This is a genomic window from Streptomyces tatrensis (assembly GCF_049310065.1).
In the GTDB taxonomy this organism is placed as follows: domain Bacteria; phylum Actinomycetota; class Actinomycetes; order Streptomycetales; family Streptomycetaceae; genus Streptomyces.
In genome coordinates this window covers 5857475-5882223 of the sequence record NZ_JBMDLB010000011.1, presented here as the reverse complement: position 1 = coordinate 5882223, position 24749 = coordinate 5857475, and the positions used below count along the sequence as shown (strand labels likewise).

Genomic DNA, 24749 nt, shown 5'->3' with positions numbered 1-24749 from the left:
TCACATCCCATCATGGAATTTCGGCCTCGGGAAGGCCGATTTGTCGCGTGGCGTTGGAGGTTCGGACGGTTCAGGCCTGATATGAGCCGAGTTCGACGACTGTGATGTCCGACGGCGCGCCCACCCGGACCGGCGGACCCCAGGCGCCCGCGCCGCGCGAGACGTACAACTGGGTGTCGCCGTAGCGCTCCAGCCCGGCGACGGTGGGGTTGGCGAGCTCGGCGAGGTACTCGCCGGGCCAGAGCTGGCCCCCGTGGGTGTGGCCGGAGAGCTGGAGGTCGGCCCCGTACCGGACGGCCTCGTCGATGACGATCGGCTGGTGGGCGAGGAGCACAGCACTGCGGGCGCGGTCCCGGTCGCCCAGGGCCGCCTGGAAGTCCGGCCCCTGGCCCTCGCTCTCGCCCGCGATGTCGTTGACCCCGGCGAGGTCGAAGTGCGGGAGCTCGCGGCGGGCGTTCTCCAGGGGGGTGAGGCCGAGCTCGCGGACGTGGTCCACCCACTGCTGGGCGCCGGAGAAGTACTCGTGGTTGCCGGTCACGAAGTACGAGCCGTGGCGCGCGCGGAGGCCGCGGAGCGGTTCGGCGGCGGGGCCGAGGTCTTCGACGCTGCCGTCGACGAGGTCGCCCACGATGGCGATGAGGTCGGGCTGCGTGCGGTTGATCGTGTCGACGATCCGGGTGGTGTGGGCGTGGCCCAGGATCGGGCCGAGGTGGATGTCGCTGACCACGGCGATGCGGAAGCCGTGGGCCGCGCGGGGGAGCTTCGCCAGGGGGACCTGGACCCGCTTCACGCGGGGGCCGCGGAGGACTCCGTACGTGCCGTAGCCGACGGTGGCGGCCGTTGCGGCGGCTGCCGTGCCGGCGACGATCCGCGCGAAGCGGCGGCGGCTGACGCCGGAGGGGGTGGGCTGCGCGGTGGGCTGCGCGGAGTCGGCCTCGGCGGAGGCGCCCGCCTCGGGGTTGGCCTCCGCCGGGTTGGCTGCCGCCTGGTCGGCCGCCGTGGCGTGCTGCGCGGCCGGGGCCGCGGGCTCGGCGGTGGCTTCGAGGGTGGCCTGCGGCGCTGATCCCCTCCCCGCCCCTTCCCGAAACTGGGGCTCCGCCCCAGACCCCGTCGCGTCCGCGCCTGCGGCGGCGGGGACGTTGCGGGGCTGCGCCCCCGGCCCCGAGGTGTCCGCGCCTGCGGCAGTGTGGCGGGGCTCCGCCCCGAGCCCCGGAGCGGCCGCGCCTTCGGAGGCCAGGGCGCTCAGGGCCGCCTGCGCGGTGGCCCTGTTCTGGCGGCGGAGCCAGAAAATGCGGACCGGCTCGGCCAGCAGCATGGCCAGGGTGAGGTAGAGGAGGACGGCCAGCCAGAGGTAGCCGGGCCAGGCGACCGTGCGCTCCAGCCAGAAGGGGGCTCCCGCGCGGCCCGCCATCAGGGCTGCCACCGAGAGGAGCGGGAGCGCGAAGGCCAGGGCCGTGCCCGTGCGGCGGATGGCGCTGCCGGGGGTGGTGGTGTCGCGGACCAGGCGGATCCACAGCCAGCGGTGCACGAGGACCAGGAGGGTCAGGACCAGCAGGGCCACGACCGCGAAGAGAAGGATCGTCACGCGCCCGCCTCCGTACGTGATTCACGCCGCAGCGCCCGCACCCCGCGCAACCCGATCACTCCGACGGCCGTCCCCAGGAGAAAGGACGCCACCGCCAAGAGAAGGTGGACCCAGAAGTACCCGGTCGGGTCCCCCGCGTCGTCGAAGGCCAGACCGCTGCCGTCCTTCCACAGGTTCCGGACGAAAGACACCCAGATGAACCAGCTCCACACTCCGAAGGCGAGCAGGAACCAGGAAACGGCGCGGCTGAGTTTCATGGACTCAGTATCGGTTTCGTCCCCAGGACGGACGCGCCGGGGTGGGCTGTCCCGGCGGTGGTTGCGGCGGGTTGGCCGGTCCGTGACGCTAAGCACAGCATCGGGATGTACTTTCACCTGCGTGTCTGCCAAGAAGACCGCGTTGACGGTCCTATCCGCCGCGCTTCCCGCCCTGCTGGTCCCGGCGCTGCTGGCCCCGCCCGTGCACGCCGCGCCGACGCCGACGCCACCGGTGGACGGGAAGGGGCAGCCGCGCAAGGCGCCGGCGCCGCCCGCCTCGATGTCCACGGTCGGCGGCTCGGCGCTCGGGCAGCCCGGTACGCAGGTCAGCCTGCTGCCCGGCGCGCCCGCGCTGCCGACGAACCTGACGGGCCGTTCGTGGATCGTGGCCGACGCCGAGACGGGCGAGATCCTCGCCGCGCACAACGCGCACTGGCGGCTCCCCCCGGCCTCGACCATGAAGATGCTCTTCGCCGACACCGTGCTGCCGGGCCTGCCCAAGGACCGGGTCCACAAGGTCAGCCAGGACGAACTGGACGGGGTCGGTTCCGGCTCCAGCCTGGTGGGCATCAAGGAGGACGCCGAGTACAGCGTCCACGACCTGTGGCTCGGGGTGTTCCTGCGCTCCGGGAACGACGCCGTGCACGTGCTTTCGGCGATGAACGGCGGCGTCGAGAAGACCGTCAAGGACATGCAGGCGCACGCCGAGGAGCTCCAGGCCCTGGACACGCACGTGGTGTCCCCGGACGGCTACGACGCTCCGGGCCAGGTCTCCAGCGCCTACGACCTCACCCTCATCGCCCGCTCGGGTCTGCAGAAGCAGGACTTCCGGGAGTACTGCGGCACGGCCAGCGCGAAGTTCCCCGGCCGGCAGGAGTCGGGCAAGCCGCGCGAGACCTTCGAGATCCAGAACACCAACCGGCTGATGACCGGCGCCGGCGGCCTCTCCCCCTACAAGGGAATCGCCGGGGTGAAGAACGGCAGCACCACGATGGCCGGCTCCACCTTCACCGGCGCCGCCCAGCGCGGCGACAAGAAGCTGCTGGTCACGGTGATGAACCCGGGCACCGGCGGCGCCAACTCCGTGTACGAGGAGACCGCCGACCTGCTCGACTGGGGCTTCGCGGCGAGCGGGAAGGTCAAGCCGGTGGGCGAGCTGGTGCCGCCGAAGAGCGCGGACACCACCTCCCACGGCTCCCCGGCCCAGTCCCACGAGAACAACCCGTCGGCGTCCGGTACGGGCTCCGGCGGCGGGATCGGTACGGCCTTCGGCGTGGCGGGCGGGGTGCTGGCCGTGGTGGCCGGCGGGGCCTACGCCGTCAACCGGCGCTGGCCGCGGGGGCGCGGCCGCCGGGCTCGCGGCCGGGCGTAGCGGAGCCGGCGGGCTCCGGGGCGGGCTCACGGCCGCCCGGCTCCGGGCCCGGCTCCGGGTCGGTCTCCCGGCCCGGCTCCGGGTCCTCCACGCCGTCGCCGTCGGCATCGTCGCGGCTCGCGGTCCACGCCGCGCAGAACAGCAGCAGCTTCGCCGTCAGGTTGATCCAGATCAGCAGCGCGATCGGCACGCCGAAGGCCCCGTACATGCTCTTCGTGGCGACCTCCCGCATGTAGCCGCTGAGCAGCAGCTTCAGCAGCTCGAAGCCGGCCGCGCCGAGGAGGGCCGCCTGGATCAGGCGGCGGCGGGGCGGTTCGACGCCCGGGAGCAGGGTCAGGACGTAGAGCAGGAGCAGGAAGGCGGCCAGCACTCCGACGACGAAGCCGCCGCCGCGCAGCAGCCCGCCGCCCGCACCGTCGCGCGGTACGCCCAGCCAGTCCCCGGCCTTGCCGACCGCGCTGGAGCCGAAGATCGAGGCGGCGGCCGAGGCCAGGCCGACGCCGCCGAGGCCGATGAGGACGAGCGCGTCCTTGCCCTTGCGGACGAAGGGGTTGCCCTCGTCCTCGTCGTCCTTCTCCCACACCGCGCGCAGGCAGTCCCGCATCGACGTGATCCAGCCGATTCCGGTGAAGAGGAGCACGGCGGCGGCGATCAGGCCGACCGTGCTCGCGTTCGCGACGAGGGCGTTGATGTCGAGCTGGTCGGAGATGCCGGGGACCTGCTCGGCGAGGTTCTTCTGCAGCCGGTCGAGCTGGTCCTGGGTGAGCAGTCCGGCGCCGATCGCGGCGGCCACGGTGATCAGCGGGAAGAGGGCCAGGAAGCTGATGAAGGTGATCGCGGCGGCGAGCCGGCTCCAGTGCACGCGGTCGAGCCGCTGGTACGAACGCCACAGGTGGGTGCGCATCAGGGCGGACACCAGGGGCCCGATCAGCGGGAGTTTCGTCAGCCAGTCCATACGGTCACCGTAAATGAGCTGTCGTAAATAGCCGGTATTGCCGCTTTTGGGGACTACGGTCGTCGATTGTGACTTTTCGCCCGACGGCTCGGCCGTTCCACGCCCTGATCCTGCGAAGGATCGGTTTCCGGTTGCGGTTCCTGCGTCAGGAACGGCGTGCGGTCGCCTCGCCCGCGGCTGCCGCCGCACTGCTGTCCGTCGCCGAGCCGAGCTGCGCCGGAACCGCGCTCGCCCCACCGCTTGCCCCGTTGCCGAACGGATATTCCCGCAGCTTGCGCCAGACCCCGTCCGAGCCCTGCTCGTAGAGGGCGAACCCGGAGCAGAGCCACTGGGCCGCGTAGTCGGCGAGGGTGTCGAACGCCAGGTCCATCGCCTCCTCGGAGATCCCGTGGGCGACCGTGACGTGCGGGTGGTACGGGAAGGAGAGCTCCCGGCTCAGCGGCCCGTCCGGGTCGCGGACCTGGCCCTGGAGCCGGGTGCAGCCGGAGCCGCCCTCGACGACCTGGACGAAGACCACCGGCGAGAGGGGACGGAAGGTGCCCGTGCCGGCCAGCCGCATCACGAACGAGCGGCCGGCGGCCGCGACCGCGGCCAGGTGGGCGCGGATCTCGGGCAGCCGGTCCGCGGCCACCTCCGTCGGCGGTACGAGGGTGACGTGGGTGGGAATGCCGTGCGCGGCGGCGTCCCCGAAGCCCGCGCGCAGCTCCTGAAGGCTGCTGCCGTACGGCTCCGGGACCGCGATCGAAACGCCGAGCGTTACGGTCCCCACGTAGCTCTCCTCCGCCTGTAGTCCCTGTGCGTGGTCTGTGCTTCGCATGTGCTCCGCGTGTGCGTCGCACGAGTGCTGCCGCCCCAGTGTGGCGGCAGCACCCCCCAGATCGCCAGGGCCCTCTTTCTCTTCGGTCCCCGTCAGTGCTTCGCGGGGAGGAAACCGAGGTGGTCGTAGGCCTGCGCCAGGGTCTCGGCGGCGACCGCCCTGGCCTTCTCCGCGCCCTTGGCCAGCAGGGAATCCAGGGTCTCCGGGTCGTCCAGGTACTCCTGGGTGCGCTGCTTGAACGGTGTGACGAAATCGACCATCACGCCGGCCAGATCGGTCTTGAGCGCGCCGTAGCCCTTGCCTTCGTACGCGGCCTCCAGCGCGGGGATGGACTCCCCCGTGAGAGTGGAGTAGATCGTGAGCAGGTTGCTGACGCCGGGCTTGTCGGCCGGGTCGAACCGGATCACGGCCTCGGTGTCGGTCACGGCGCTCTTGATCTTCTTCTCGGTGGCCTTGGGCTCGTCGAGGAGGTTGATCAGGCCCTTGGGCGAAGAGGCCGACTTCGACATCTTGATCGCCGGGTCCTGGAGGTCGTAGATCTTCGCGACCTCCTTGACGATGTGCGCGGCGGGGAGGGTGAAGGTCTGTCCGAAGCGCTGGTTGAAGCGCTCGGCCAGGTCCCGGGTCAGCTCGATGTGCTGACGCTGGTCCTCGCCGACGGGGACGGCGTTCGCCTGGTAGAGCAGGATGTCGGCGACCTGGAGGATCGGGTACGTGAACAGGCCGACGGTGGCGTTGTTGGCGCCGTTCTTCGCGGACTTGTCCTTGAACTGGGTCATCCGGCTGGCCTCGCCGAAACCGGTGATGCAGTTCATGACCCAGCCGAGCTGCGCGTGCTCGGGCACGTGGCTCTGGATGAAGAGCGTGCAGCGCTCGGGGTCGAGACCGGCGGCGAGGAGCTGCGCGGCGGAGAGCCTGGTGTTCGCGCGGAGATCCTTCGGATCCTGCGGCATGGTGATCGCGTGCAGGTCGACGACCATGTAGAAGGCGTCGTGCGTCTCCTGCAGGGCGACGTACTGCCGGATGGCTCCGAGATAGTTCCCGAGGTGGAACGAACCGGAGGTGGGCTGGATGCCGGAGAGCGCGCGAGGACGATCAGAAGCCATGGCTCCATTCTCTCAGGTGTGACACCGGGCTCGGCCCCGCCGCTGGCCGGAACCCGGCGGGTCGCACCCCCCTCGCCCGGCCCCCGCCCGGGTACCGCCCGGTAGCGCCCCGTCCGGATCTTGCCTCGGCCGAGCGACCGCTTTCCGTTGCTCCCGCGCCGAGGTCCAGGGGGTCCCGCTGCACGGGGCTCCGCGGGCGCCGCCCCACCCGCGCCTCAAACGCCGGCGGGGCTGGATTCACCCGGCGTGGCCGAGCCCCTGCGGCGCCGTTGCACGGGGGCCAGCCCCCGGACCCCCGCTCCTCAAACGCCGGAGGGGCTGAGATTGCCCTCCGGGCAATCCAGCCACGCCGGGGCCCACGATGCGCTGCGCGCACGTGAGGGCCGACGCCAGCCAAATCCAGCCCCGCCGGCGTTCAAAGCACGGGGTCCGGGGCGGAGCCCCGGGGCTTTTCAGCCGTCCGGCGTTTGAGGACCGGGGTCTGGGGCGGAGCCCCAGGGGGGTCCGGGCGCAGCCCGGGGCCCCGTTCCTTTCAGCCCGTCCGGCGTTTGAGGACCGGGTCAGGGCCGGCCCTGGGAACGGTGGAAGGGCGGGTCGGGGACTCCGCCCCGCAGGGACCGCCCCCGTCCGGGACGGGTCAGGCGACGGGGAGGCCCGGGGCCGGGAAGGCGGCCATCAGGTCGGCCACCGCGGAGCGGATCGCGCCGAGGGCCACCTCGTCACCCTTGGCGGCCGCGGAGACGGCCTCCGCGATCCAGTCGGCGACCACCGGCATGTGCTCCGCACGAAGCCCCCGCGAGGTCAGCGACGGCGTACCGATCCGGATCCCCGACGGGTCGAACGGCTTGCGCGGGTCGAACGGCACCGTGTTGTAGTTCACGACGATCCCCGCCCGGTCCAGCGCCTTCGCCGCGATCTTGCCGGATACGCCCTTCCCCGTGAGGTCGATCAGGATCAGGTGGTTGTCCGTACCGCCGGAGACCAGGTCGAAGCCCCGCTCCAGCAGAGCCGCGGCCAGCGCCTTCGCGTTGGCCACGACCGCGTGCGCGTACGACACGAACGAGGGCTGCGCAGCCTCGTGGAGCGCCACCGCGATACCGGCCGTCGTCTGGTTGTGCGGGCCGCCCTGGAGGCCGGGGAAGACCGCCTTGTCGATGGCCTTCGCGTGCTCCTCGCGGCACATCAGCATCGCGCCGCGCGGACCGCGCAGGGTCTTGTGTGTGGTCGTGGAGATCACGTCCACGTGACCGGCCGGGGAGGGGTGCGCCCCGCCCGCGATGAGGCCGGCGATGTGCGCCACGTCGGCGACGAGCACCGAGCCCGCCTCCTTCGCGATCGACGCGAACGCCTCGAAGTCGATCGTGCGCGGGAGCGCCGTACCGCCGCAGAAGATCAGCTTGGGCCGCTCCGCCAGCGCGAGGTCCCGTACGGCGTCGTAGTCGATGAGGCCGGTGTCGGCGCTGACCCCGTACTGCACGCCGCGGAACCAGGAGCCCGTCGCCGAGACCCCCCAGCCGTGCGTCAGGTGCCCGCCCATCGGCAGCGCCATGCCCATCACCGTGTCGCCGGGCTCGGCGAAGGCCAGGTAGACCGCGAGGTTGGCGGGCGAGCCGGAGTACGGCTGCACATTGGCGTGGTCGACGCCGAAGAGGCCCTTCGCCCGCTCCACGGCCAGCGCCTCGATGCGGTCGATGTTCTGCTGGCCCTCGTAGTAGCGGCGGCCCGGGTAGCCCTCGCTGTACTTGTTCTGCAGCACCGTGCCGGAGGCCTCCAGCACGGCCGAGGACACGTAGTTCTCGCTCGGGATGAGGCGCAGGGTCTCCGCCTGGAGGGTCTCCTCGGCGGCGACGAAGGACGCCAGCTCGGGGTCGGTCGCGAGCAGAGCGGGGTGACGGTACGGGTGGTGGTGGTTCGCGCTCATGGCGGCTCCTCCGGGGTCGATGTCAGGTCTCGTCCCCGCGAGGCCCAGGCGAGCGGCCCTGTATGCGGTCGTGCGCGCACGGCTCCCCCGGAGTTGGTTCTCCGTGCGCCAGTCGCCGTGCGTGTCCGACACCTTAGCGGGCACGCCACAAGAAAGGTTTCTCCGTCCGGTATTCGAGCGAGGATGGACAGTGACGCCACCCTCGTCACCGGCTTGACGGACGATCGGAGACCCCGTGTCGACAACTGCTGATGCCATCCGCTCCGCCGACGCGCACAGCGCGCACAACTACCACCCCCTGCCCGTCGTCGTCGCCACCGCGGAGGGCGCGTGGATGACCGACGTGGAGGGCCGCCGCTACCTCGACATGCTCGCGGGCTACTCCGCCCTGAACTTCGGCCACGGCAACCGCCGCCTGCTCGACGCCGCCCGCGCCCAGCTGGAGCGGGTCACCCTGACCTCCCGCGCCTTCCACCACGACCGCTTCGCGGACTTCTGTACCGAGCTCGCGGCGCTGTGCGGCAAGGAGGCGGTCCTGCCCATGAACACGGGCGCGGAGGCCGTGGAGACGGCGGTGAAGACCGCCCGCAAGTGGGGCTACGAGGTCAAGGGCGTACCGGACGGCCACGCCAAGATCGTGGTGGCGGCCGACAACTTCCACGGCCGGACGACGACCATCGTGTCGTTCTCCACCGACCACGACGCCCGCGACCACTTCGGCCCGTACACCCCCGGCTTCGAGATCGTCCCGTACGGGGACCTCACCGCGCTCGCCCACGCCGTCACCTCCAACACCGTCGCCGTGCTCCTGGAGCCGATCCAGGGCGAGGCCGGCGTCCTCGTGCCACCGGCCGGATACCTGCGGGGCGTACGGGAACTGACGCGCGAGCGGAACGTCCTGTTCATGGCCGACGAGATCCAGTCGGGCCTGGGCCGCACCGGGAAGACCTTCGCGTGCGAGCACGAGGGCGTCGTCCCGGACGTGTACATCCTCGGCAAGGCGCTGGGCGGCGGGGTCGTCCCCGTGTCGGCGGTGGTGGCCGACCTCGACGTGCTCGGCGTGTTCAAGCCGGGCGAGCACGGCTCCACCTTCGGCGGCAACCCGCTGGCCTGCGCCGTCGCCCTGGAGGTCATCGCGATGCTGCGCACCGGCGAGTACCAGCAGCGCGCCACCGAGCTCGGCGACCACCTGCACCGGGAGCTGAACCTGCTGGTCGGCGGCGGCGCCGTGACCGCTGTACGGGGCCGCGGGCTGTGGGCGGGCGTGGACATCGACCCGTCGCGCGGCACCGGCCGGGAGATCTCCGAGAAGCTGATGGAGCTCGGCGTGCTGGTCAAGGACACCCACGGGTCGACGATCCGGATCGCACCGCCGCTGGTGATCTCCAAGGAGGACCTGGACTGGGGGCTGGACCAGCTCAGGTCGGTCCTCGGCGCCTAGCTGCCCCTAGAGGATGCTGCGTCCTACAAAATGACGTGGGGCAGGAAGCGGGCGTACTCGTCCGTGACCGGCCCCGCCGATTCTCGGATGCCGAGGCCCGCCGACTCGTCCTCGACGACCCACGCGCCGAGCACCACCCGGTTGCCGTCGAAGTCGGGCAGCGGGGCGAGGCCCTGGAAGACGTACGTCTCGCCCTGCTCCGGTGTGAACGGCTCGCCGTCGACCGGGTGCAGGGTGACGCCCGCGCCCTCGCGGCCGAGCAGCGGCTTCGCCGCGTAGCCGGTGGTGGTGGCGAGTTCGCGCGGGCCGTCCAGGTAGGCGGGCAGCAGGTTCGGGTGCTCCGGGAAGAGCTCCCACAGGACCGCCAGCAGCGCCTTGTTGGAGAGCAGCATCTTCCACAGCGGCTCGATCCAGGCGGTGGTGCCGGAGCCTCCGCCGTGGTCGTACGTGCCGAGGACCTGCGGGGCGAACTCGTCGGTGGCCAGCCACTCCCACGGGTAGAGCTTGAAGATCGCGCGGATGAAGCCGAGCTTCTCGTCGACGAACCGGCCGGACAGGGAGTCCCAGCCGATCGCCTCCACCGACAGCTCCCGCGTCTCGATGCCGGCCTGCTCGGCGGTCTCCTGGAGGTAGGCGACCGTCATCAGGTCCTCGCCGAGCTCGTCGGTCTCGGAGTGCGCGAAGTGCAGCGGGCCGGGCGGGAGCAGCTCCGCCTGGCGCCGCCAGGCGTCGACGAGCCGCTCGTGGAGGGAGTTCCACTGGTCGGCGCCGGGGAAGCGCTCCTCCATCCAGAACCACTGCGGACTGGCCGCCTCCACGAGGGAGGTGGGGGTGTCGGCGTTGTACTCCAGCATCTTGGCGGGGCTGCCGGTGCCGTCGTAGCGCAGGTCGAAGCGGCCGTAGAGCGAGGGCTGTTCGGCGCGGCGCCGCCAGGACTCGGCGATCAGCGCGGCCAGCTTCGGGTCCGCGATGCCGAGGTCGGCGAAGCGGTCGTGGTCGACTATGTGCTGGGCCGCCGCCAGGCACATGGCGTGCAGCTCCTCGACGACGTTCTCCAGCGCCTCGACCTCGGGGAGGGTGAAGGAGTAGTACGCGCTCTCGTCCCAGTAGGGACGCAGGGAGTCGTCGGGGTAGCGGGTCAGGGGGTAGATCAGCCCCTGCTCCTCGACGGTCTTCTGCCAGTCGGGGCGGGGCTCGATGGTGTGGCGCTTCACGCTGGATCAGCCGCCCGAGGAGCTCTTGTGGCTGCCGCCGATGCCGCCGCGGGTGACGGCCGACTTGTCGAAGCTGCCGCCGCTGACCTTGTTCTTCGCGACGGTGCCGCCGTAGTAGTAGGCGCCTCGGCCGCCGCTCTTGCACTCCTTGGAGTTCAGCTTCTCCAGGGTGGCGCGGTCCGCGCAGCGCTTGTCGGGCTCGTTGCTGCTGCCGCAGGCCACGAGGGCCGCCGCGAGCAGGCCCATGCCGCCGAGGGCGACGGTCCCGGAGCGCATGCGGCGCTTGGTGCGGGTGGTGTCGGTGCTGCTGCTGCTACTGCTGCTGTCCATGGACTGTTCGCTCCCCCTGGGTGGCCGGCTGCGCACAGACTAGAACGGCCGCCCCGGCCGACGGAATCCGGCCGACGTGGGATCCGTGACCTAGAGTCGGTTCGTGCTCATTGGGATGATTTGCGCGCTCGGTGCGGCGGTCTGCTTCGGCACGGCGTCGGTCCTGCAGGCAGTGGCGACGCGGGCGACCGTGCCGGGGACGGGCTCCGGGGTCGACGCCGCGCTCTTCCTTCGGGCGCTGCGCCAGTGGCGCTATATCGCCGGACTCTGCCTGGACGGGGTCGGCTTCGTCCTCCAGATCATCGCCCTGCGGCACATCCCCATCTACGCGGTGGGCGCGGCCCTCGCGGCCAGCCTCGCGGTGACCGCGGTGGTCGCGGCGCGGCTGTTGCGGGTGCGGCTGAGCGGGACGGAGTGGGGCGCGGTCGGCGTGGTGTGCGCGGGGCTGGTGATGCTCGGGCTGGCGTCCGGGGAGGAGGGCTCGGGGAAGGGCACGCTCGCGCTGAAGCTTGGGCTGCTGGCGGTGGCGGGGCTGGTCCTGGTGGTCGGGGCCGTGGCGGGCGGGCTGCCGGACCGCAGCCGGGCGCTGACGCTGGGTCTGGCCGCCGGGACGGGCTTCGGCGTGGTGGAGGTGGCGGTCCGGCTCATCGACGACATCTCGCTCTCCGCCCTGTCCAACCCGGCGTTCTACGCACTGCTGCTCGGCGGCGGCGCCGCCTTCCTGCTGCTCACCTCGGCGCTCCAGCGCGGCTCGGTGACGGCGGCGACCGCCGGGCTGGTCCTGGGCGAGACGATCGGCCCGGCGGTGGTGGGCGTGGCCTGGCTGGGCGACCGCACCCGCGAGGGCCTGACCTGGCTGGCGGTCGCGGGCTTCCTGATCGCCGTGGCCGGCGCCCTGGCCCTGGCCCGCTTCGGCGAACCCCCGGCGGACCCGATCCAGCCGTCCGGCCCGCCCGCCGCGTGAGGACGGGGTCCGGGCGCAGCCCGGTGCTCCTGGGGCTCCGCCCCAGACCCCGCTCCTCGAACGCCGGAGGGGCTGGATTTTCCAGACCACCGGCGGTCGCGTGCGAGCTGACGCCGGCACGATCCAGCCCGTCCGGCGTTTGAGGAGCGGGGTCTGGGGCGGAGCCCGGGGAACGGGGGAACCGGGGGTCCCCCCGGACGGAGTCTGGGGGAGGGTAGGGGACAAGCCCCGCAGGGCACCCGTCACGGGAGCGCAGCGACCAGCGCCGGAGACGGACCATATCGGCGGGCCGCCCGGATCGTAGGTTGGAGCCATGACCCACACCGAGAAGGCACCCGAGCACACCCCCCGCATGCAACTGGCGAAGCTCGCACCGGAGTTCTACAGGGCCGCCGTGGCCCTGGACACGGCCGCCGCCAAGGGACTGGACCCGGCCCTGGTCGAGCTCGTCAAACTGCGCGCCTCGCAGATCAACCACTGCGCCTACTGCATCGACATGCACTCCAAGGACGCCCTCGCGGCGGGCGAGGACGTGGAGCGGCTGCTGCTGCTCGGCGCCTGGGAGGAGTCGCGGCACTTCTACACGGAGAAGGAGCTCGCCGCGATCGAGCTGACGGAGGCCGTGACCGTCCTGACCGACGGCTTCGTTCCCGACGAGGTCTACGAGCGGGCCGCGCGGCACTTCGAGGAGAAGGAACTGGCCCAGGTGATCGCCCTGATCGCCGCGATCAACGTCTGGAACCGGATCGGCGTCACCACCCGCCTGGCCCCGGGGCACTACACCCCGGGGATGTACGACAAGTAGCCGGCCCGACGGGCTCCCGGCCCCCCCGTCAGCCGCCCGTGGGGCGGAAGGCGGTCAGCGCGGCCTCGTGGTGCTCCTGGGTGAGCGTCCACTCGGCCGCCGGGCCGGCCGTCAGCACGGCCCACTTCTTGCCGTCCTGCGCGAAGAAGACCCGTTCCACGCCACGGCGCCGGCCGTGTGACTCCGCACTGTCGTACTCGTAGACCAGCTCCCCGCCCTCGGGGGTGCCCGGGGCCGGGCCGACGCGGATCTCCTGGTAGCCGGTGGTCTGGGCCCGCAGGTAGGTGGAGGCGCCCCGGACGGCCGCGAGCGGGGTCAGTTCGGCCTCGCTCACCTGGAAGACCTGGATCAGGGCGGCGCGGTCGGGAGAGCGGTAGAAGACCCCCGCGGCGGCTTCCTCGCGGAGCCACCCGGCCGGGACGGCGATGGTGAACCCCTTCGCGTCGCGCACGGTCTCGTGGGCGGGGTCGCTGCCGCTCGGGCTGGGACTCGGGCCGGGACTGCCGCCGTCCGTCGGCGACGGGGAGCCGGTGGCCGTGGCCGAGGGGGCCTGCGAGTACTCCCCGCTCGGCGCGGCGCTGGTGGCCGTCGGCCCCGCGTGCGCGGGCTGCTCGCCGGAGTCCCGCGCCACGAACCACACGGCCGCCGCCCCGATCGCGAGCGCGGCGACCGCGACGGCCGCCGTGCCCGGCGTCAGCCACCGCCCGCCGGACCGCACGGGCCGGGCCGGAGCGGGCTGCACCGGCTGTCCGGGCTGCGGGTACGGATACGCGGGGTACGGATACGGGTACGGGTCCTGCGCGGGCGCCCCGGGGCCGTAGCCGCCCGGGGCCGGGTGGTGGCCCGGGGCGGGTGCGTAGCCCGGAGCCGAGTCGTAGCCCGCGGCCGGGTCGTGGCCTTGGCCTGCGGCCGGAGCGGTGTCCGGGGCATGACCGGGAGCGGGGGCCGCCGGCGGCCCGGGGGCCGGGTCGTAGCCCGCCGGCGGGGTCGGCGGAGGGGTGTGGTTCGGGGGCGGGGCCGGCTGGGGGTCCGTGACCCAGCGTTGGGTCGCGGGGTCCCAGCGCGGGGTGTCCTGCGGGGGCACGGTCAGCCTCCCAGAGTGGTCAGGAGCCCGGCCAGGGCGGTCGCGGCGCTGACCGAGTCCACCAGCGGAGCCCAGCGTTCCAGGGCTCCGCGCAGCCGCGGGACCAGGCCGGGCCGGATCTCCTCGGCCCCCTCCAAGCCTTCCGCGACCCCGTCCAGTTCGGCGTCGAGCGCCGCCCTGTCCTCGCCGCGGGGCAGCCGTACGAGGGCCGCGCGCAGCTCCAGTACGGCGTCGAGCAGGGCCTGCGGCCCTACGGTGTCCGCCCCCGCTCCCCCGTGGTGCACGGTGTTGGTGTTGTTGCCGCCGCCGATGCTGAACGCGCTGCCCGTGACCCCGCCGATGTGGACCGCGGGCGCCTGCCCGGCCGCGCCGGCGCCCGTACCCGTACCCGTACCGCCGTTTTCAGTTGCCACCGGTGCTCCCCTTGACCTTCGTGCTGTTGGTGTTGTTGCTGCCGCCGACGCTGAAGGCGCTGTGGTTCACCGACTGGATGAACACCCCGCCCTCGGCGACGTTGACCGCGCGCTGCGCGAACTCCTCGGTGTGCCAGCCCGCTTCGTGCAGTGCGACGACGACGCCCCCGACGACCCGGTCCTGGATGGTCTTCAGGAAGCGGTCGAGGTCCATCAGGTGGAAGAGCGAGCCGTTGTCCTCGGAAGCCAGGTCGCGCACCGACACCCGCGGCCCCTCGGGCCGGGCCCCGCCGTGGCCGCCGGTGACGATCCGCCACCAGCTCGCCAGGCCGCGGCCCAGCGTGCCGGCGGAGGCGACCAGTGAGCCGGGCGTGTTGCGCAGGGCCCAGACGGCCTTGCCGAAGGGGTTGTTGTTGCGGTAGCGCTGGGCGTCCGCGTCGGCGTTGTGGAAGTCGGTCCGGACGGGCAGCAGCACGTGCGGGGCCACCTCCAGCATCACCATCCCGCCCTGCGTGTGCACCCGTACGAAGACGGTGACGACGAGGTTCTCGTCCCAGCCGCCCACCCGCACGCGCAGGAAGTGCCGGCGGCGCTCGCCGCCCTCCTCGATGGAGGCGGCCCGCTGCTCGCCGAACTGCCCGTGCACGACCTGCGCGGTGTCCCGGTGCGGCAGCCCGCCCGCGGGCAGGAACACGCACTCGTCCAGGACCAGTTCGCGCATCCGGTCGCCCACGGCGGCGGCCTGCTCCGGGGAACCGTGCGGGGAGGGCACCCGCAGGCGCTCCAGCAGCGGCACGATCCGCGCCAGGATGTGGGCGTTGGTGACGGCGACGGGCTTGCGCTCGGGGCCGAGGTCCTCGCGCGGGCGCAGTTCCACGGACAGCTGCCAGGGCCGGAAGGGATCACCCGCCCCGCAGAACGGGTCGTTGACGTCGTACATGATCATCGGCGCGTGCTGTTCGGCCCGGATGCGCTGGCGGACCCGCTGGAAGCGGGCCCCCTCGGCAGCTTCGGCCTGGTCGTTCGCGTGGTCGGCGTAGCGGCGCTCGGAGAGGTCGGTCGCGATGGTCCGGAAGACGTGGCCGCGCTGGAGCCCCACGACGGCGACCACCCCGGCGAAGACCACGGGCAGCCACCACAGGGCAGCGGCGGCGCCGAGCTCCCCGCCCGTCGGGAGGAACGACAGGAAGCCGCCCCCGCCCACCTCGTCCACGGCCCCGAGCAGGGCGAACCCGCCGGAGAAGAGGGCGAGCACGGCAGTGGCGATCGCCACCCAGACGTAGATCCGCAGGACCCGGGAGAGCAGGCGCAGCACCGGCACGTTCCGGGCGCGCAGCCAGTCGGCCAGGCTCAGCAGCAGGAAGGGCACGATCAGCGCGGCCAGCGCGCCGCCCGTGAGCAGCGAGCCGACGAACCAGGCTCCGAGGACTCCGGCGGCCCAGCCGAGTTCGGCGCGGCGGGCGCGCAGCGCGTGGGCGAGGACCCGGGAGGCGTCGTAGCCGTAGGAGGGGGCGACGATCCGTTCCTCGTGGACGTACAGCTCGTCGATGACCCGGTCGCGGTACCCGGCGTCGAGGTACGTGCCCGCACACAGGAAGCGGCCGGCCTCACTGAGGGAGGGGTGAACCGGGGGGCGGCCCGCGGAGGGGTCGGCCCAACTGCCGATGGGCTGACGGGGAATCGGGTTCTCGGTCACCGACCGACCCTAGGGTTCCCCTCCATGCGGCGACAGAAAGATTCACGCCAAACGCCCCGGCCAGGTTTGGCCGGGGCGTTTCGGTGTTCACACGGGTTCACGTGCACTCACACGCGTTCGTACGGGGGCCTGCGCGGCCGTGCCGTACGGAGGCGGTCAGATCAGGCCGAGCTCGCGCACCGCGTCGCGCTCCTCGACGAGCTCCGCCACGGAGGCGTCGATGCGCGCACGGGAGAACTCGTTGATGTCCAGGCCCTGGACGATCTCGTAGCGGCCGTCCTTGGTGGTGACCGGGAAGGAGGAGATGATGCCCTCCGGGACGCCGTAGGAGCCGTCCGACGGGATGCCCATGGAGGTCCAGTCGCCCGCCGCGGTGCCGTTGACCCACGTGTGCACGTGGTCGATGGCGGCGTTGGCGGCCGAGGCGGCCGAGGACGCGCCGCGGGCCTCGATGATCGCCGCGCCGCGCTTGGCGACGGTCGGGATGAAGTCGTCGGACAGCCAGGCCTGGTCGTTGACCAGCTCGGCGGCGTTCTTGCCGGCGATCTCCGCGTGGAAGATGTCCGGGTACTGGGTCGCCGAGTGGTTGCCCCAGATGGTGAGGCGCTTGATGTCGGAGACGGCGGCGCCGGTCTTGGCGGCCAGCTGCGAGATCGCGCGGTTGTGGTCCAGGCGGGTCATCGCGGTGAAGCGCTCGGCCGGTACGTCCGGGGCGGCGGCCTGCGCGATGAGCGCGTTGGTGTTGGCCGGGTTGCCCACGACCAGGACCTTGATGTCGTCCGCGGCGTTCGCGTTGATCGCGGCGCCCTGCGGCTTGAAGATGCCGCCGTTGGCGGAGAGCAGGTCACCGCGCTCCATGCCCTTGGTGCGCGGGCGGGCGCCGACCAGCAGCGCGACGTTGGCACCCTCGAAGCCCTTGTTCGGGTCGTCGAAGATGTCGATGCCGGCGAGCAGCGGGAAGGCGCAGTCGTCGAGCTCCATGGCGGTGCCCTCAGCGGCCTTCATGCCCTGAGGGATCTCCAGAAGACGGAGCTTGACCGGCACGTCCGCGCCGAGCAGGTGGCCGGAGGCGATGCGGAAGAGCAGCGCGTAGCCGATCTGGCCGGCGGCGCCGGTGACGGTGACATTCACGGGAGTGCGGGTCATGGCCTTCTCCGTTAGACAGCTGGCGGTGGGGCGTCCCTGCCCCATGTGCTGGGAGGACGCCGCTCCGTGGCCCAGTAAATCTTGACGTGAAGAGACATCCGCCGTCAGGCTATCCGACCCTGGAGCACCCCAATCCCCCGCCCCGTGTGGCGCGGGGCACACGGGGCCTCCCCCGGGGGTGTCCCGGGGGCTCCGGGAGGGTCAGCGGACCGTGAAGCGGACCGCGGTCTCCAAGAAGGGGACGTCCAGGAGCGGGTTGGGCTCCATCACCAGGGCGAGCAGCACGATCGCCACGCCCAGCAGGCCGTACGTGACCATGTCCGTGAAGCGGGAGCGCACCGCGAGCATGCCCACGGAGGGCAGCAGCCGGCGCATCACCGCGCCCGCGATCAGCGCGGCGCCGATCAGCAGGCAGCCGATGCGCGGATGGCCCATCGCGGTGAGCAGCAGCCCGGCGGCCGTGGCGGTGAGGACGGCCAGCATCGGCCACTGCCGGGCCGGAGCCGGAGCGTCGCCGGGCGCGGCCCGGCCGCCGCCCTCGGGACGCGCGGTGTCCCGGGTGACGGAGGGGAAGCGGCGGGACCTGGCAGCCCCTTCGGGCCCCGGCGGGGCGGTTGCCCCGGCGGGCACGGGCTCGGGGACCGCGCTGTGCGCCGGCTCGGGCTCAGCCGGCACGGGGAACCGCCCGCTCGGCCGCCTCGACCACGTTGACGAGCAGCTGCGCCCGGGTCATCGGGCCGACGCCCCCCGGGTTCGGGGAGATCCAGCCGGCCACGTCCGCGACCCCGGGGTGCACGTCCCCGACGATCTTGCCGTTCTCGTCGCGGCTGACGCCGACGTCGAGCACGGCCGCGCCCGGCTTCACGTCCTCCGGCTTGACCAGGTGCGGCACACCGGCCGCCGCGACGATGATGTCGGCCTGCCGCAGCTGTGCGGCCAGGTCCCGGGTGCCGGTGTGGCACAGCGTCACCGTGGCGTTCTCGGACTTGCGGGTGAGGAGCAGGCCCATGGAGCGCCCGACCGTGATGCCGCGGCCGAGGAGCACCACGTGCGCGCCGTTGATCTCGATTCCGTGGTGGCGCAGCAGCTGGACGATCCCATACGGGGTGCACGGCAGCGGGCCCGGCTCGTTCAGGACCAGCCTGCCGAGTGACATCGGGTGCAGGCCGTCGGCGTCCTTCGCCGGGTCCATGAGCTCCAGGACGCGGTTGGTGTCGATGCCCTTGGGAAGCGGGAGCTGCACGATGTAGCCGGTGCACTCCGGGTTGGCGTTCAGCTCGCGCACGACCTCCTCGATGTCCTCCTGGGAGGCCGTCGCGGGGAGTTCGCGCTGGAGGGAGGCGATGCCGACCTCGGCGCAGTCCTTGTGCTTGCCGTTGACGTACCAGCGGCTGCCCGGGTCGTCGCCGACCAGCAGGGTGCCGAGGCCCGGGGTGATGCCCCCGGCCTTGAGCGCCGCCACGCGGGCGGTCAGTTCGGACTTGATCGCGGCTGCGGTGGCCTTGCCGTCGAGAATCTGGGCAGTCATGGACCCATCCTCCCGGATGGAGCGGTCGCGGATCCAGTCGCGGATCCGGTCGCGGGTCCGATCGCGGATCCGATCGCGGATCCGATCGCGGGCCCGGTCGCCGCCCCGCACGACCTGTCATCGCTTCGTTCCGGCTTCGTTGCACTTGCACAACAAGTGCCGGGCGGACGGTGTCCCGGCTGGACAAGCCCGGTCCGGCCGGACCACGATGCGGGGATCAGTAGTGCCGCGAGCAGTGCCGGGGGGCGGGCCGCACGACTTGCAGCGACTCCTCCGCGCGTGCCGTGCGTCCCCGCACTTCCACGGAGGAACACCCCAGATGAGCTTCGGCGACCCGAACAACCCGTACGCGCAGCAGCCGCAGGGCGGCCAGCCCGCCTACGGCTACCCCCCGCAGGCCCCCCAGGGCATCCCGGCCCAGGGCGGCTACGCCTACCCGCAGCAGGCCTACCCGGGCGTCCCCGGCTACCCGGGCTCGCCGATGCCGATGCCGGGTGGCGTCAAGGGGGCCCGCGTCATCCTGTTCATCCTCGGCGGGTTCCAGGCCCTGCTCGGCCTGTTCATCGGCGTCGGTGGCGCGCTGTTCGCCTCGGCGCTCTCCGATTCCAGCTCCAGCTCCAGCGAGGCGGGGACCCTCGCGGGCGGGTTCGCCGTCGTCATCGGCCTCGTCGTCGTCGGGTTCTCGCTGTGGCCGATCCTGACCGCCGCCAAGCTGGGCAAGGGCCGCGGCGGCGTCCGGGTCTCCGGCATCATCTACGGCTCGCTCCAGACCTTCTTCGCCGCCGCCAGCCTGATCATCAACATCGTGACGCTCAACGGCCTGCACGAGGCCGGCGGCGCCCCCCTGCTGCTCGCGTTGATCCCGGCCCTGATCTCGCTCGGCCTGGGCCTGTGGATCCTCTTCGGCCTGGCCAACTCGGCCGCGGGCGAGTACTTCCGCCGCCCGCAGTACTGAGACGGCTCCGTGCACAGCGAAGGCCGCGACCCGCACTGTTGCGGGTCGCGGCCTTCGCCGTATGCCTACGGGGTGACGGGTCCGGGTCAGTGGAAGAAGTGACGGGTCCCCGTGAGGTACATCGTCACGCCCGCCGCCTTCGCGGCCTCGATCACCAGCTCGTCGCGCATCGAACCGCCCGGCTGGACCACGGCCTTGATGCCGGCCGCCGTCAGGATCTCCAGGCCGTCCGCGAAGGGGAAGAAGGCGTCGGAGGCGGCGTACGAGCCCTGCGCGCGCTCGGCGCCCGCCCGCTCGACGGCCAGCTTCGCGGAGTCGACGCGGTTGACCTGGCCCATGCCGACGCCGACCGAGGCGCCGTCCTTGGCGAGGAGGATCGCGTTGGACTTCACGGCGCGGCAGGCCTTCCACGCGAAGGCGAGGTCGGCGAGCTCGTCGGCGGAGAGGGCCTCGCCGGTGGCCAGTGTCCAGTTGGCCGGGTCGTCGCCCTCGGCCTGGACGAGGTCGCTCTGCTGGAGCAGCACGCCGCCGGAGATCGGCTTGAGCTCGGCCGGCTGGTGCGGGGTGCCCGCCACCTTCAGGACGCGGATGTTCTTCTTCTTGGCGAGGACCTCGACGGCGCCCGGCTCGAAGTCGGGGGCCACGATGACCTCGGTGAAGATCTCCGCGACCTGCTCGGCGAGCTCGACGCTCACCGGGCGGTTGACGGCGATGACGCCGCCGAAGGCGGAGGCCGTGTCGCAGGCGTGCGCCTTGCGGTGGGCCTCGGCGCCGTCCTTGCCGACCGCGATGCCGCACGGGTTGGCGTGCTTGATGATCGCGACGCAGGGCTCTTCGTGGTCGTAGGCGGCGCGGCGGGCCGCGTCGGTGTCCACGTAGTTGTTGTAGGACATCTCCTTGCCGTGCAGCTGCTCGGCGTTGGCGAGCCCGCCCGGCTGCCCGTCCGTGTACAGCGCGGCCGCCTGGTGCGGGTTCTCGCCGTAGCGGAGGGTGGACTTGCGCTCCCAGGCGCCGGCCAGGAACTCGGGCAGTACGGCCTCCGGCTCCGGGGCGTACGCGTTCGTGAACCAGGAGGCCACGGCCACGTCGTACGCGGCGGTGTGCTGGAAGGCCTCGGCCGCGAGCCGCTTGCGGGCGGTGAGGTCGAAACCGCCGCCCTGGGCCGCGGCGAGCACGGCGTCGTAGCGCGCCGGGCTGGTGACCACGGCCACCGAGGGGTGGTTCTTGGCTGCGGCGCGGACCATCGAGGGGCCGCCGATGTCGATCTGCTCCACGCACTCGTCCGGGGTCGCGCCCGACTGGACGGTCGCGAGGAAGGGGTAGAGGTTGACGATCACCAGGTCGAAGGGCTCGACGCCCAGCTCGGCGAGCTGGTTGCGGTGGTCCTCCAGGCGCAGGTCGGCGAGGATGCCGGCGTGCACGCGCGGGTGCAGGGTCTTGACCCGGCCGTCCAGGCACTCGGGGAAGCCGGTCAGCTCCTCGACCTTGGTGACGGGCACCCCGGCGGCGGCGATCTTCGAGGCGGTGGAGCCGGTCGAGACGAGCGCGACACCCGCCTCGTGCAGACCGCGGGCCAGCTCTTCCAGGCCCGTCTTGTCGTAGACGCTGATGAGCGCGCGCCGGATCGGGCGCTTCGACGCGGCGCGGTCCTCGCCCTCTGCGGTCACGGTCTCTACGGTCCCTGCGGCCTCTGCGGCGGTCACTGGATTGTTACCTTTCGTCCCTCGATGCGGTAGCCGTGCCGGGCCAGGCGCCCCACGACGTCGACGAGCAGCTCGCGCTCGACTTCCTTGATCCGCTCATGGAGAGCGGCTTCGTCCTCTTCGTCCCTGACCTCGACCACACCCTGGGCGATGATCGGACCGGTGTCCACGCCCGCGTCCACGAAGTGGACGGTGCAGCCGGTGACCTTCGCGCCGTAGGCGAGGGCGTCCCGTACGCCGTGGGCGCCCGGGAACGCCGGGAGGAGGGCGGGGTGCGTGTTGACGAACCGGCCGCCGAAGCGGCCGATGAACTCGGGCCCGACGATCTTCATGAACCCCGCCGAGACCACCAGGTCCGGCGCGTGCGCGTCGGTGGCCGCGGTCAGGGCGGCGTCCCATTCCGCACGGCTCGCGTACGCCTTGACCGGGCACACGAAGGTGGGGATCCCGGCCTTCTCGGCGCGCTCCAGGCCGGCGATGTTCTCGCGGTCGGCTCCCACGGCGACGACTTCGGCGCCGAAGCCCTCGGGTCCGCCGGGATGGGCGTCGATGGCGTCGAGCAGGGCCTGGAGGTTGGTGCCGGATCCGGAGACCAGCACGACCAGGCGGGAGGCGGCCATGGGAGGCCCTTTCTCGTCGAGCGGGGGCGCCTCCCGGCGTGAACCAGGGGCGCGTCGTTCGTCTTGTGCGATCGCATGAAACTTCGGGTCCCCGGTATACGGGGGACCATACGAAGCCACCGACCGCCTGCAACGATACCGGCACACCGGACGGCCCCCGAGGGACGGGGGGACGGGTGGGCGGTAGCGTCTGGCGTACACGCCGTAAACAGGCCTCGGACGTCGCAGCGGCGTCCACGACACAGGGGATGAAACACACCCGATGCCGGACCGCCCCCAGCCCGACCGCCCCACCGACGACAACCCCTTCGCGGCGCCCCCGGAAGGCCGGCCCGACCAGCTCTGGGAGCCGCGCGCCGGCAGTGACGGCGGCGACAAGCAGAACCCCGGGTCGGGACCGGGCGCGGACCCCGGGTCGGGACCGGCGCGCTGGGACCCCACGGACCCGATCCAGCGGCGGGCCCGGTACGCCCTGCTGGCCGGCATGTGGGGCTTCTTCTTCGGGGTCTTCGGCATCCCCTCGATGGGGTTGCTGCTGGGCGCGCTCGCCCTGTACTGGGGCATCAGCGCGCTGCGCGGGGTCCCGCCGAAGCCGTCCGGGGACGGCGCGCAGGGCGGCTCGCGCGGCTCGCGCGGCACGGGCGCCTCGGCGGCGGACGTGGGTACGGGGACGGGCAGGGACGCCGCTGCGGATGCGGGTGCCGGTGCGGCTCCCGGGGCGGCCCGGGGCGGACTGGCGGCGATGGGCGCCGCCGCCCGGCCCCAGCGGACGGCGGCGGCGAGCGGCCTGGTGACGGCTTCGCTGGCGATCCTGCTGGCGCTGTCCTCGTACGCGGTGCAGCTCACGTACAAGGACTTCTACGTCTGCAAGCAGGACGCCCTCACCAAGCCGGCCGAGCTGCAGTGCAACGACCTGCTGCCCGACAACTTCATCGGCAAGATGCTCGAGGTCCAGCGGTAGTCCGGCGGCAGTCCGGCGGTGGCTAGTCGATCCGGGCGGCCTCCGGCTCGGGCCGTCCGGCCTGCCCCGGGTCCTTTTCCGGTCCCGGTTCAGGTCCCGGTTCCGGTCCCGCTGCCGGTCCAGGTTCCGGCTTCCGGCGGGTCAGTACGCGGGCTCCGGTCACCGGCGGGACGAGCGGGGCCGGGGGCGCCGGAAGGGACGATCCTGCTGCCACCAGGGCCCCGGGCTGGGGCGCGGGTACCGGCGCGGGCGCGGTTGCCCCCGCGATCGCCGGTGGCGGCTCCGCGGGCAGCGCGGGGAGCGGGATCGGGGTCAGGTCCAGCTTGAGGCCGGGCATGACCAGTACCGGACGCTTCGGCGGTGCGGACACCGGCCGGGGCGCTTCCTCCGGGACCCGGGCCGGGGACGGCCCGTCGCCCTCGGCCGGGGTGCTGGAGAAGTCCGGGATCAAGGTGCCCGCCGCCCGGCGCAGGGCCGCCCAGCGGACCTCGCGGACGCCGCTGTCGTGCCAGCCGTCCTCGGCGCCTTCCAGGTCGCCCTGCGCGGGCCGGTTCCGCCAGGCGTGCACCGTGACGGCCAGCGGAACCGCGAGGACCAGGGTCCAGCCCAGGGCCGCCGCACCCGTCTGCCACCACACGGGGCCGAAGGCGGCCAGCTCCCGGGAACCGAGCGGCCCCGCCGAAGCCGCGGCGAGGGCGGCGGTCGCCAGCGCGCACACCAGGGAGCCCAGCGCCGCCGTGAGCGCGGTCTCCCCGTACGAGACGTCGCGCGCCCGGCGTACCGCGAACCAGCCCACCGCCAGCCCGGCCACCACCGGCACCGCGCCGACGGCCCAGGTCAGCGGCGTGCCGGGGCCTTCCGGAGGCAGCGCCGCGAGCAGCGGGAAGCCCGGCAGCGCGGGCGAGGCGCCGAAGCCGAGCGGGGTCGCGGCGGCTCCGGTGCCCAGCGCGAAGCCGGGGCCCAGCGCGTAGGCGGCGCCCCAGACGACGGCGTTCGGGATCAGCACGAGGGCGAGCAGCAGCACCGCGAAGCGGCCCGACCAGTCCCCGGTCAGCGTCGCGAAGGAGCCCTGCACCTGCGCCCCGTGCCAGGCCAGCGAGGCCCCGACCAGCAGGGCTCCGCCGCCGAGGAGCACCAGCACCCCGCCGGCGCCGGCCCGCAGCGCGAGGGCGTAGCGAGGCCGGGTGAGCCGGCCGGGCAGCTGCCCGAGCGGCCTCCCCCGGGCCTCCCAGACCCCGCCGGCGGCGGCGAGGGCGGCGACGATCGGGAGGTGCCGGGCCGCGCTGAGCGGGTCGGCGGGCATCGGCCCGGCGGCGGCGTACACGACGGCCAGGGCGCCGACCCCGAGGTAGCCGCAGAGCACGGCGGAGAACACCACGCCCGCGGGCAGCGGCTCCGCGCCCCGGTCCTCCTGCGCGGCGCTGCCGAGCCGGGCGGCGCGCCGGATGAGCAGCGCCGGCAGGGCCACGAGCAGCAACGGGGTCAGGCCGACGGGGGCCGGCACCCCGGAGAGCGTCTCGTAGCGGACTAGCTCGGTCCCGTGGGCGAGCAGCCAGAGGCCCGCGGCGAGGTGCAGGGCACCGCCGGGGCCGCTGTCGGGGTAGGGGGAGCTGATCCACAGCACGATGACGAGCACGGCGAGGAAGCCGAGCCCCAGTACTGCGGCGACGGCGCCACCCACGACACACGCGGCGGCCGCCGGTGAACGGCGCCGTGCGGGGGCCCTGGGGGGCATGGGCAACGAGGTCCCGCGTTCGGTCACTTGGGTCACACCGCCATGGTGCCAACGACACGCGCTATGGGCGGGTAACAGGCGAATGACCGTGGTGTCGCTCAAGATACGTTTATGTACTTTTTCGCTCAGGGCGTCCGGGTC

General features: G+C 72.9%; 23 protein-coding genes and 1 riboswitch. Of the genes, 6 read left to right on the top strand and 17 right to left on the bottom strand.

The features are described 5' to 3' along the window. Positions 1-70 precede the first annotated feature (70 nt). Complete coding sequence (locus tag ACODT5_RS42850) at positions 71-1585, bottom strand: metallophosphoesterase (RefSeq protein WP_422524329.1); 1515 nt, start codon at positions 1583-1585, stop codon at positions 71-73. Continuing rightward, positions 1582-1842 (bottom strand): SCO4848 family membrane protein, encoded by a 261-nt coding sequence (locus ACODT5_RS42845; protein ID WP_385374592.1) that lies wholly within the window; start codon positions 1840-1842, stop codon positions 1582-1584. The genes ACODT5_RS42850 and ACODT5_RS42845 overlap by 4 nt, the downstream gene beginning before the upstream one ends. Before the next feature lie 121 nt (positions 1843-1963). Here ACODT5_RS42845 and ACODT5_RS42840 point away from each other — a divergent pair, with 121 nt between their 5' ends. Continuing rightward, the gene (locus tag ACODT5_RS42840; protein ID WP_422524328.1) at positions 1964-3214 is read left to right on the top strand and encodes a D-alanyl-D-alanine carboxypeptidase family protein; all 1251 of its coding nucleotides are present in this window, start codon (positions 1964-1966) and stop codon (positions 3212-3214) included. Here ACODT5_RS42840 and ACODT5_RS42835 read toward each other — a convergent pair. The 4 genes from ACODT5_RS42835 to ACODT5_RS42820 all read right to left on the bottom strand — a co-directional run bounded on the left by ACODT5_RS42835 (position 3162) and on the right by ACODT5_RS42820 (position 8013). Next, positions 3162-4169 (bottom strand): YihY/virulence factor BrkB family protein, encoded by a 1008-nt coding sequence (locus ACODT5_RS42835; RefSeq protein ID WP_422524327.1) that lies wholly within the window; start codon positions 4167-4169, stop codon positions 3162-3164. The genes ACODT5_RS42840 and ACODT5_RS42835 overlap by 53 nt on opposite strands. 145 nt (positions 4170-4314) lie before the next feature. Further along, the gene (locus ACODT5_RS42830) at positions 4315-4938 is read right to left on the bottom strand and encodes a 2'-5' RNA ligase family protein (protein ID WP_422524326.1); all 624 of its coding nucleotides are present in this window, start codon (positions 4936-4938) and stop codon (positions 4315-4317) included. A 140-nt stretch (positions 4939-5078) separates the two neighbouring features. Continuing rightward, positions 5079-6092, bottom strand: coding sequence for a tryptophan--tRNA ligase (gene trpS / locus ACODT5_RS42825; protein WP_422524325.1), 1014 nt, complete (start codon positions 6090-6092; stop codon positions 5079-5081). A 637-nt stretch (positions 6093-6729) separates the two neighbouring features. Then, the gene (locus ACODT5_RS42820) at positions 6730-8013 is read right to left on the bottom strand and encodes a serine hydroxymethyltransferase (protein WP_422524324.1); all 1284 of its coding nucleotides are present in this window, start codon (positions 8011-8013) and stop codon (positions 6730-6732) included. A gap of 35 nt (positions 8014-8048) precedes the next feature. After that, positions 8049-8139, bottom strand: a riboswitch (ZMP/ZTP riboswitch). Between the two features lie 109 nt (positions 8140-8248). Here ACODT5_RS42820 and rocD point away from each other — a divergent pair. Beyond that, positions 8249-9454, top strand: a complete 1206-nt coding sequence (gene rocD, locus ACODT5_RS42815; protein WP_422524323.1) for an ornithine--oxo-acid transaminase — start codon at positions 8249-8251, stop codon at positions 9452-9454. A gap of 23 nt (positions 9455-9477) precedes the next feature. On the opposite strand, the gene ACODT5_RS42810 is transcribed toward rocD, so the two are convergent. Together ACODT5_RS42810 and ACODT5_RS42805 are read right to left on the bottom strand one after the other, a co-directional pair. Continuing rightward, positions 9478-10668 (bottom strand): glutathionylspermidine synthase family protein, encoded by a 1191-nt coding sequence (locus ACODT5_RS42810; protein ID WP_422524322.1) that lies wholly within the window; start codon positions 10666-10668, stop codon positions 9478-9480. A 6-nt stretch (positions 10669-10674) separates the two neighbouring features. Continuing rightward, on the bottom strand, positions 10675-10998 hold the full coding sequence (locus ACODT5_RS42805) for a hypothetical protein (RefSeq protein WP_422524321.1): 324 nt from the start codon (positions 10996-10998) through the stop codon (positions 10675-10677). 115 nt (positions 10999-11113) lie between these two features. On the opposite strand from ACODT5_RS42805, the gene ACODT5_RS42800 reads away from it, so the two are divergent. Both ACODT5_RS42800 and ACODT5_RS42795 read left to right on the top strand, forming a co-directional pair. Continuing rightward, on the top strand, positions 11114-11962 hold the full coding sequence (locus ACODT5_RS42800; protein WP_422525203.1) for a DMT family protein: 849 nt from the start codon (positions 11114-11116) through the stop codon (positions 11960-11962). A gap of 313 nt (positions 11963-12275) precedes the next feature. Further along, entirely contained in the window at positions 12276-12767 is a 492-nt protein-coding gene (locus ACODT5_RS42795) for a carboxymuconolactone decarboxylase family protein (protein WP_422524320.1), read from the top strand. Positions 12768-12795: 28 nt separating this feature from the next. Here ACODT5_RS42795 and ACODT5_RS42790 read toward each other — a convergent pair whose 3' ends face one another. From ACODT5_RS42790 to ACODT5_RS42765, 6 genes are all read right to left on the bottom strand, one after another. Continuing rightward, positions 12796-13851 carry a hypothetical protein gene (locus ACODT5_RS42790; protein WP_422524319.1) on the bottom strand — a complete coding sequence of 352 codons (1056 nt, stop codon included), beginning with the start codon at positions 13849-13851 and terminating at the stop codon, positions 12796-12798. A 2-nt stretch (positions 13852-13853) separates the two neighbouring features. Further along, positions 13854-14264, bottom strand: a complete 411-nt coding sequence (locus ACODT5_RS42785) for a hypothetical protein (RefSeq protein WP_422524318.1) — start codon at positions 14262-14264, stop codon at positions 13854-13856. Further along, a complete protein-coding gene (locus ACODT5_RS42780) occupies positions 14254-15960 on the bottom strand; it encodes a hypothetical protein (protein WP_422524317.1) in 1707 nt (568 codons plus the stop codon). Before ACODT5_RS42780 ends, ACODT5_RS42785 begins: the two co-directional genes overlap by 11 nt. A gap of 156 nt (positions 15961-16116) precedes the next feature. Further along, complete coding sequence (locus ACODT5_RS42775) at positions 16117-17106, bottom strand: malate dehydrogenase (protein ID WP_327254557.1); 990 nt, start codon at positions 17104-17106, stop codon at positions 16117-16119. 201 nt (positions 17107-17307) lie between these two features. After that, entirely contained in the window at positions 17308-17781 is a 474-nt protein-coding gene (locus tag ACODT5_RS42770; protein ID WP_422524316.1) for a DUF3017 domain-containing protein, read from the bottom strand. After that, the gene (locus tag ACODT5_RS42765; protein ID WP_422524315.1) at positions 17771-18634 is read right to left on the bottom strand and encodes a bifunctional methylenetetrahydrofolate dehydrogenase/methenyltetrahydrofolate cyclohydrolase; all 864 of its coding nucleotides are present in this window, start codon (positions 18632-18634) and stop codon (positions 17771-17773) included. The genes ACODT5_RS42770 and ACODT5_RS42765 overlap by 11 nt, the downstream gene beginning before the upstream one ends. A 319-nt stretch (positions 18635-18953) precedes the next feature. Between ACODT5_RS42765 and ACODT5_RS42760 the strand changes: the two genes are divergently transcribed. Then, a complete protein-coding gene (locus ACODT5_RS42760) occupies positions 18954-19589 on the top strand; it encodes a hypothetical protein (protein ID WP_422524314.1) in 636 nt (211 codons plus the stop codon). 86 nt (positions 19590-19675) lie between these two features. On the opposite strand, the gene purH is transcribed toward ACODT5_RS42760, so the two are convergent. After that, the gene (gene purH / locus ACODT5_RS42755; protein WP_422524313.1) at positions 19676-21256 is read right to left on the bottom strand and encodes a bifunctional phosphoribosylaminoimidazolecarboxamide formyltransferase/IMP cyclohydrolase; all 1581 of its coding nucleotides are present in this window, start codon (positions 21254-21256) and stop codon (positions 19676-19678) included. A 32-nt stretch (positions 21257-21288) separates the two neighbouring features. After that, positions 21289-21912, bottom strand: coding sequence for a phosphoribosylglycinamide formyltransferase (purN, locus tag ACODT5_RS42750; RefSeq protein WP_266905318.1), 624 nt, complete (start codon positions 21910-21912; stop codon positions 21289-21291). Between the two features lie 262 nt (positions 21913-22174). Between purN and ACODT5_RS42745 the strand changes: the two genes are divergently transcribed. Further along, positions 22175-22873 (top strand): hypothetical protein, encoded by a 699-nt coding sequence (locus ACODT5_RS42745; protein ID WP_422524312.1) that lies wholly within the window; start codon positions 22175-22177, stop codon positions 22871-22873. A gap of 22 nt (positions 22874-22895) precedes the next feature. Here ACODT5_RS42745 and ACODT5_RS42740 read toward each other — a convergent pair whose 3' ends face one another. Next, positions 22896-24644, bottom strand: a complete 1749-nt coding sequence (locus ACODT5_RS42740) for a cell division protein PerM (RefSeq protein ID WP_422524311.1) — start codon at positions 24642-24644, stop codon at positions 22896-22898. Positions 24645-24749 lie beyond the last annotated feature (105 nt).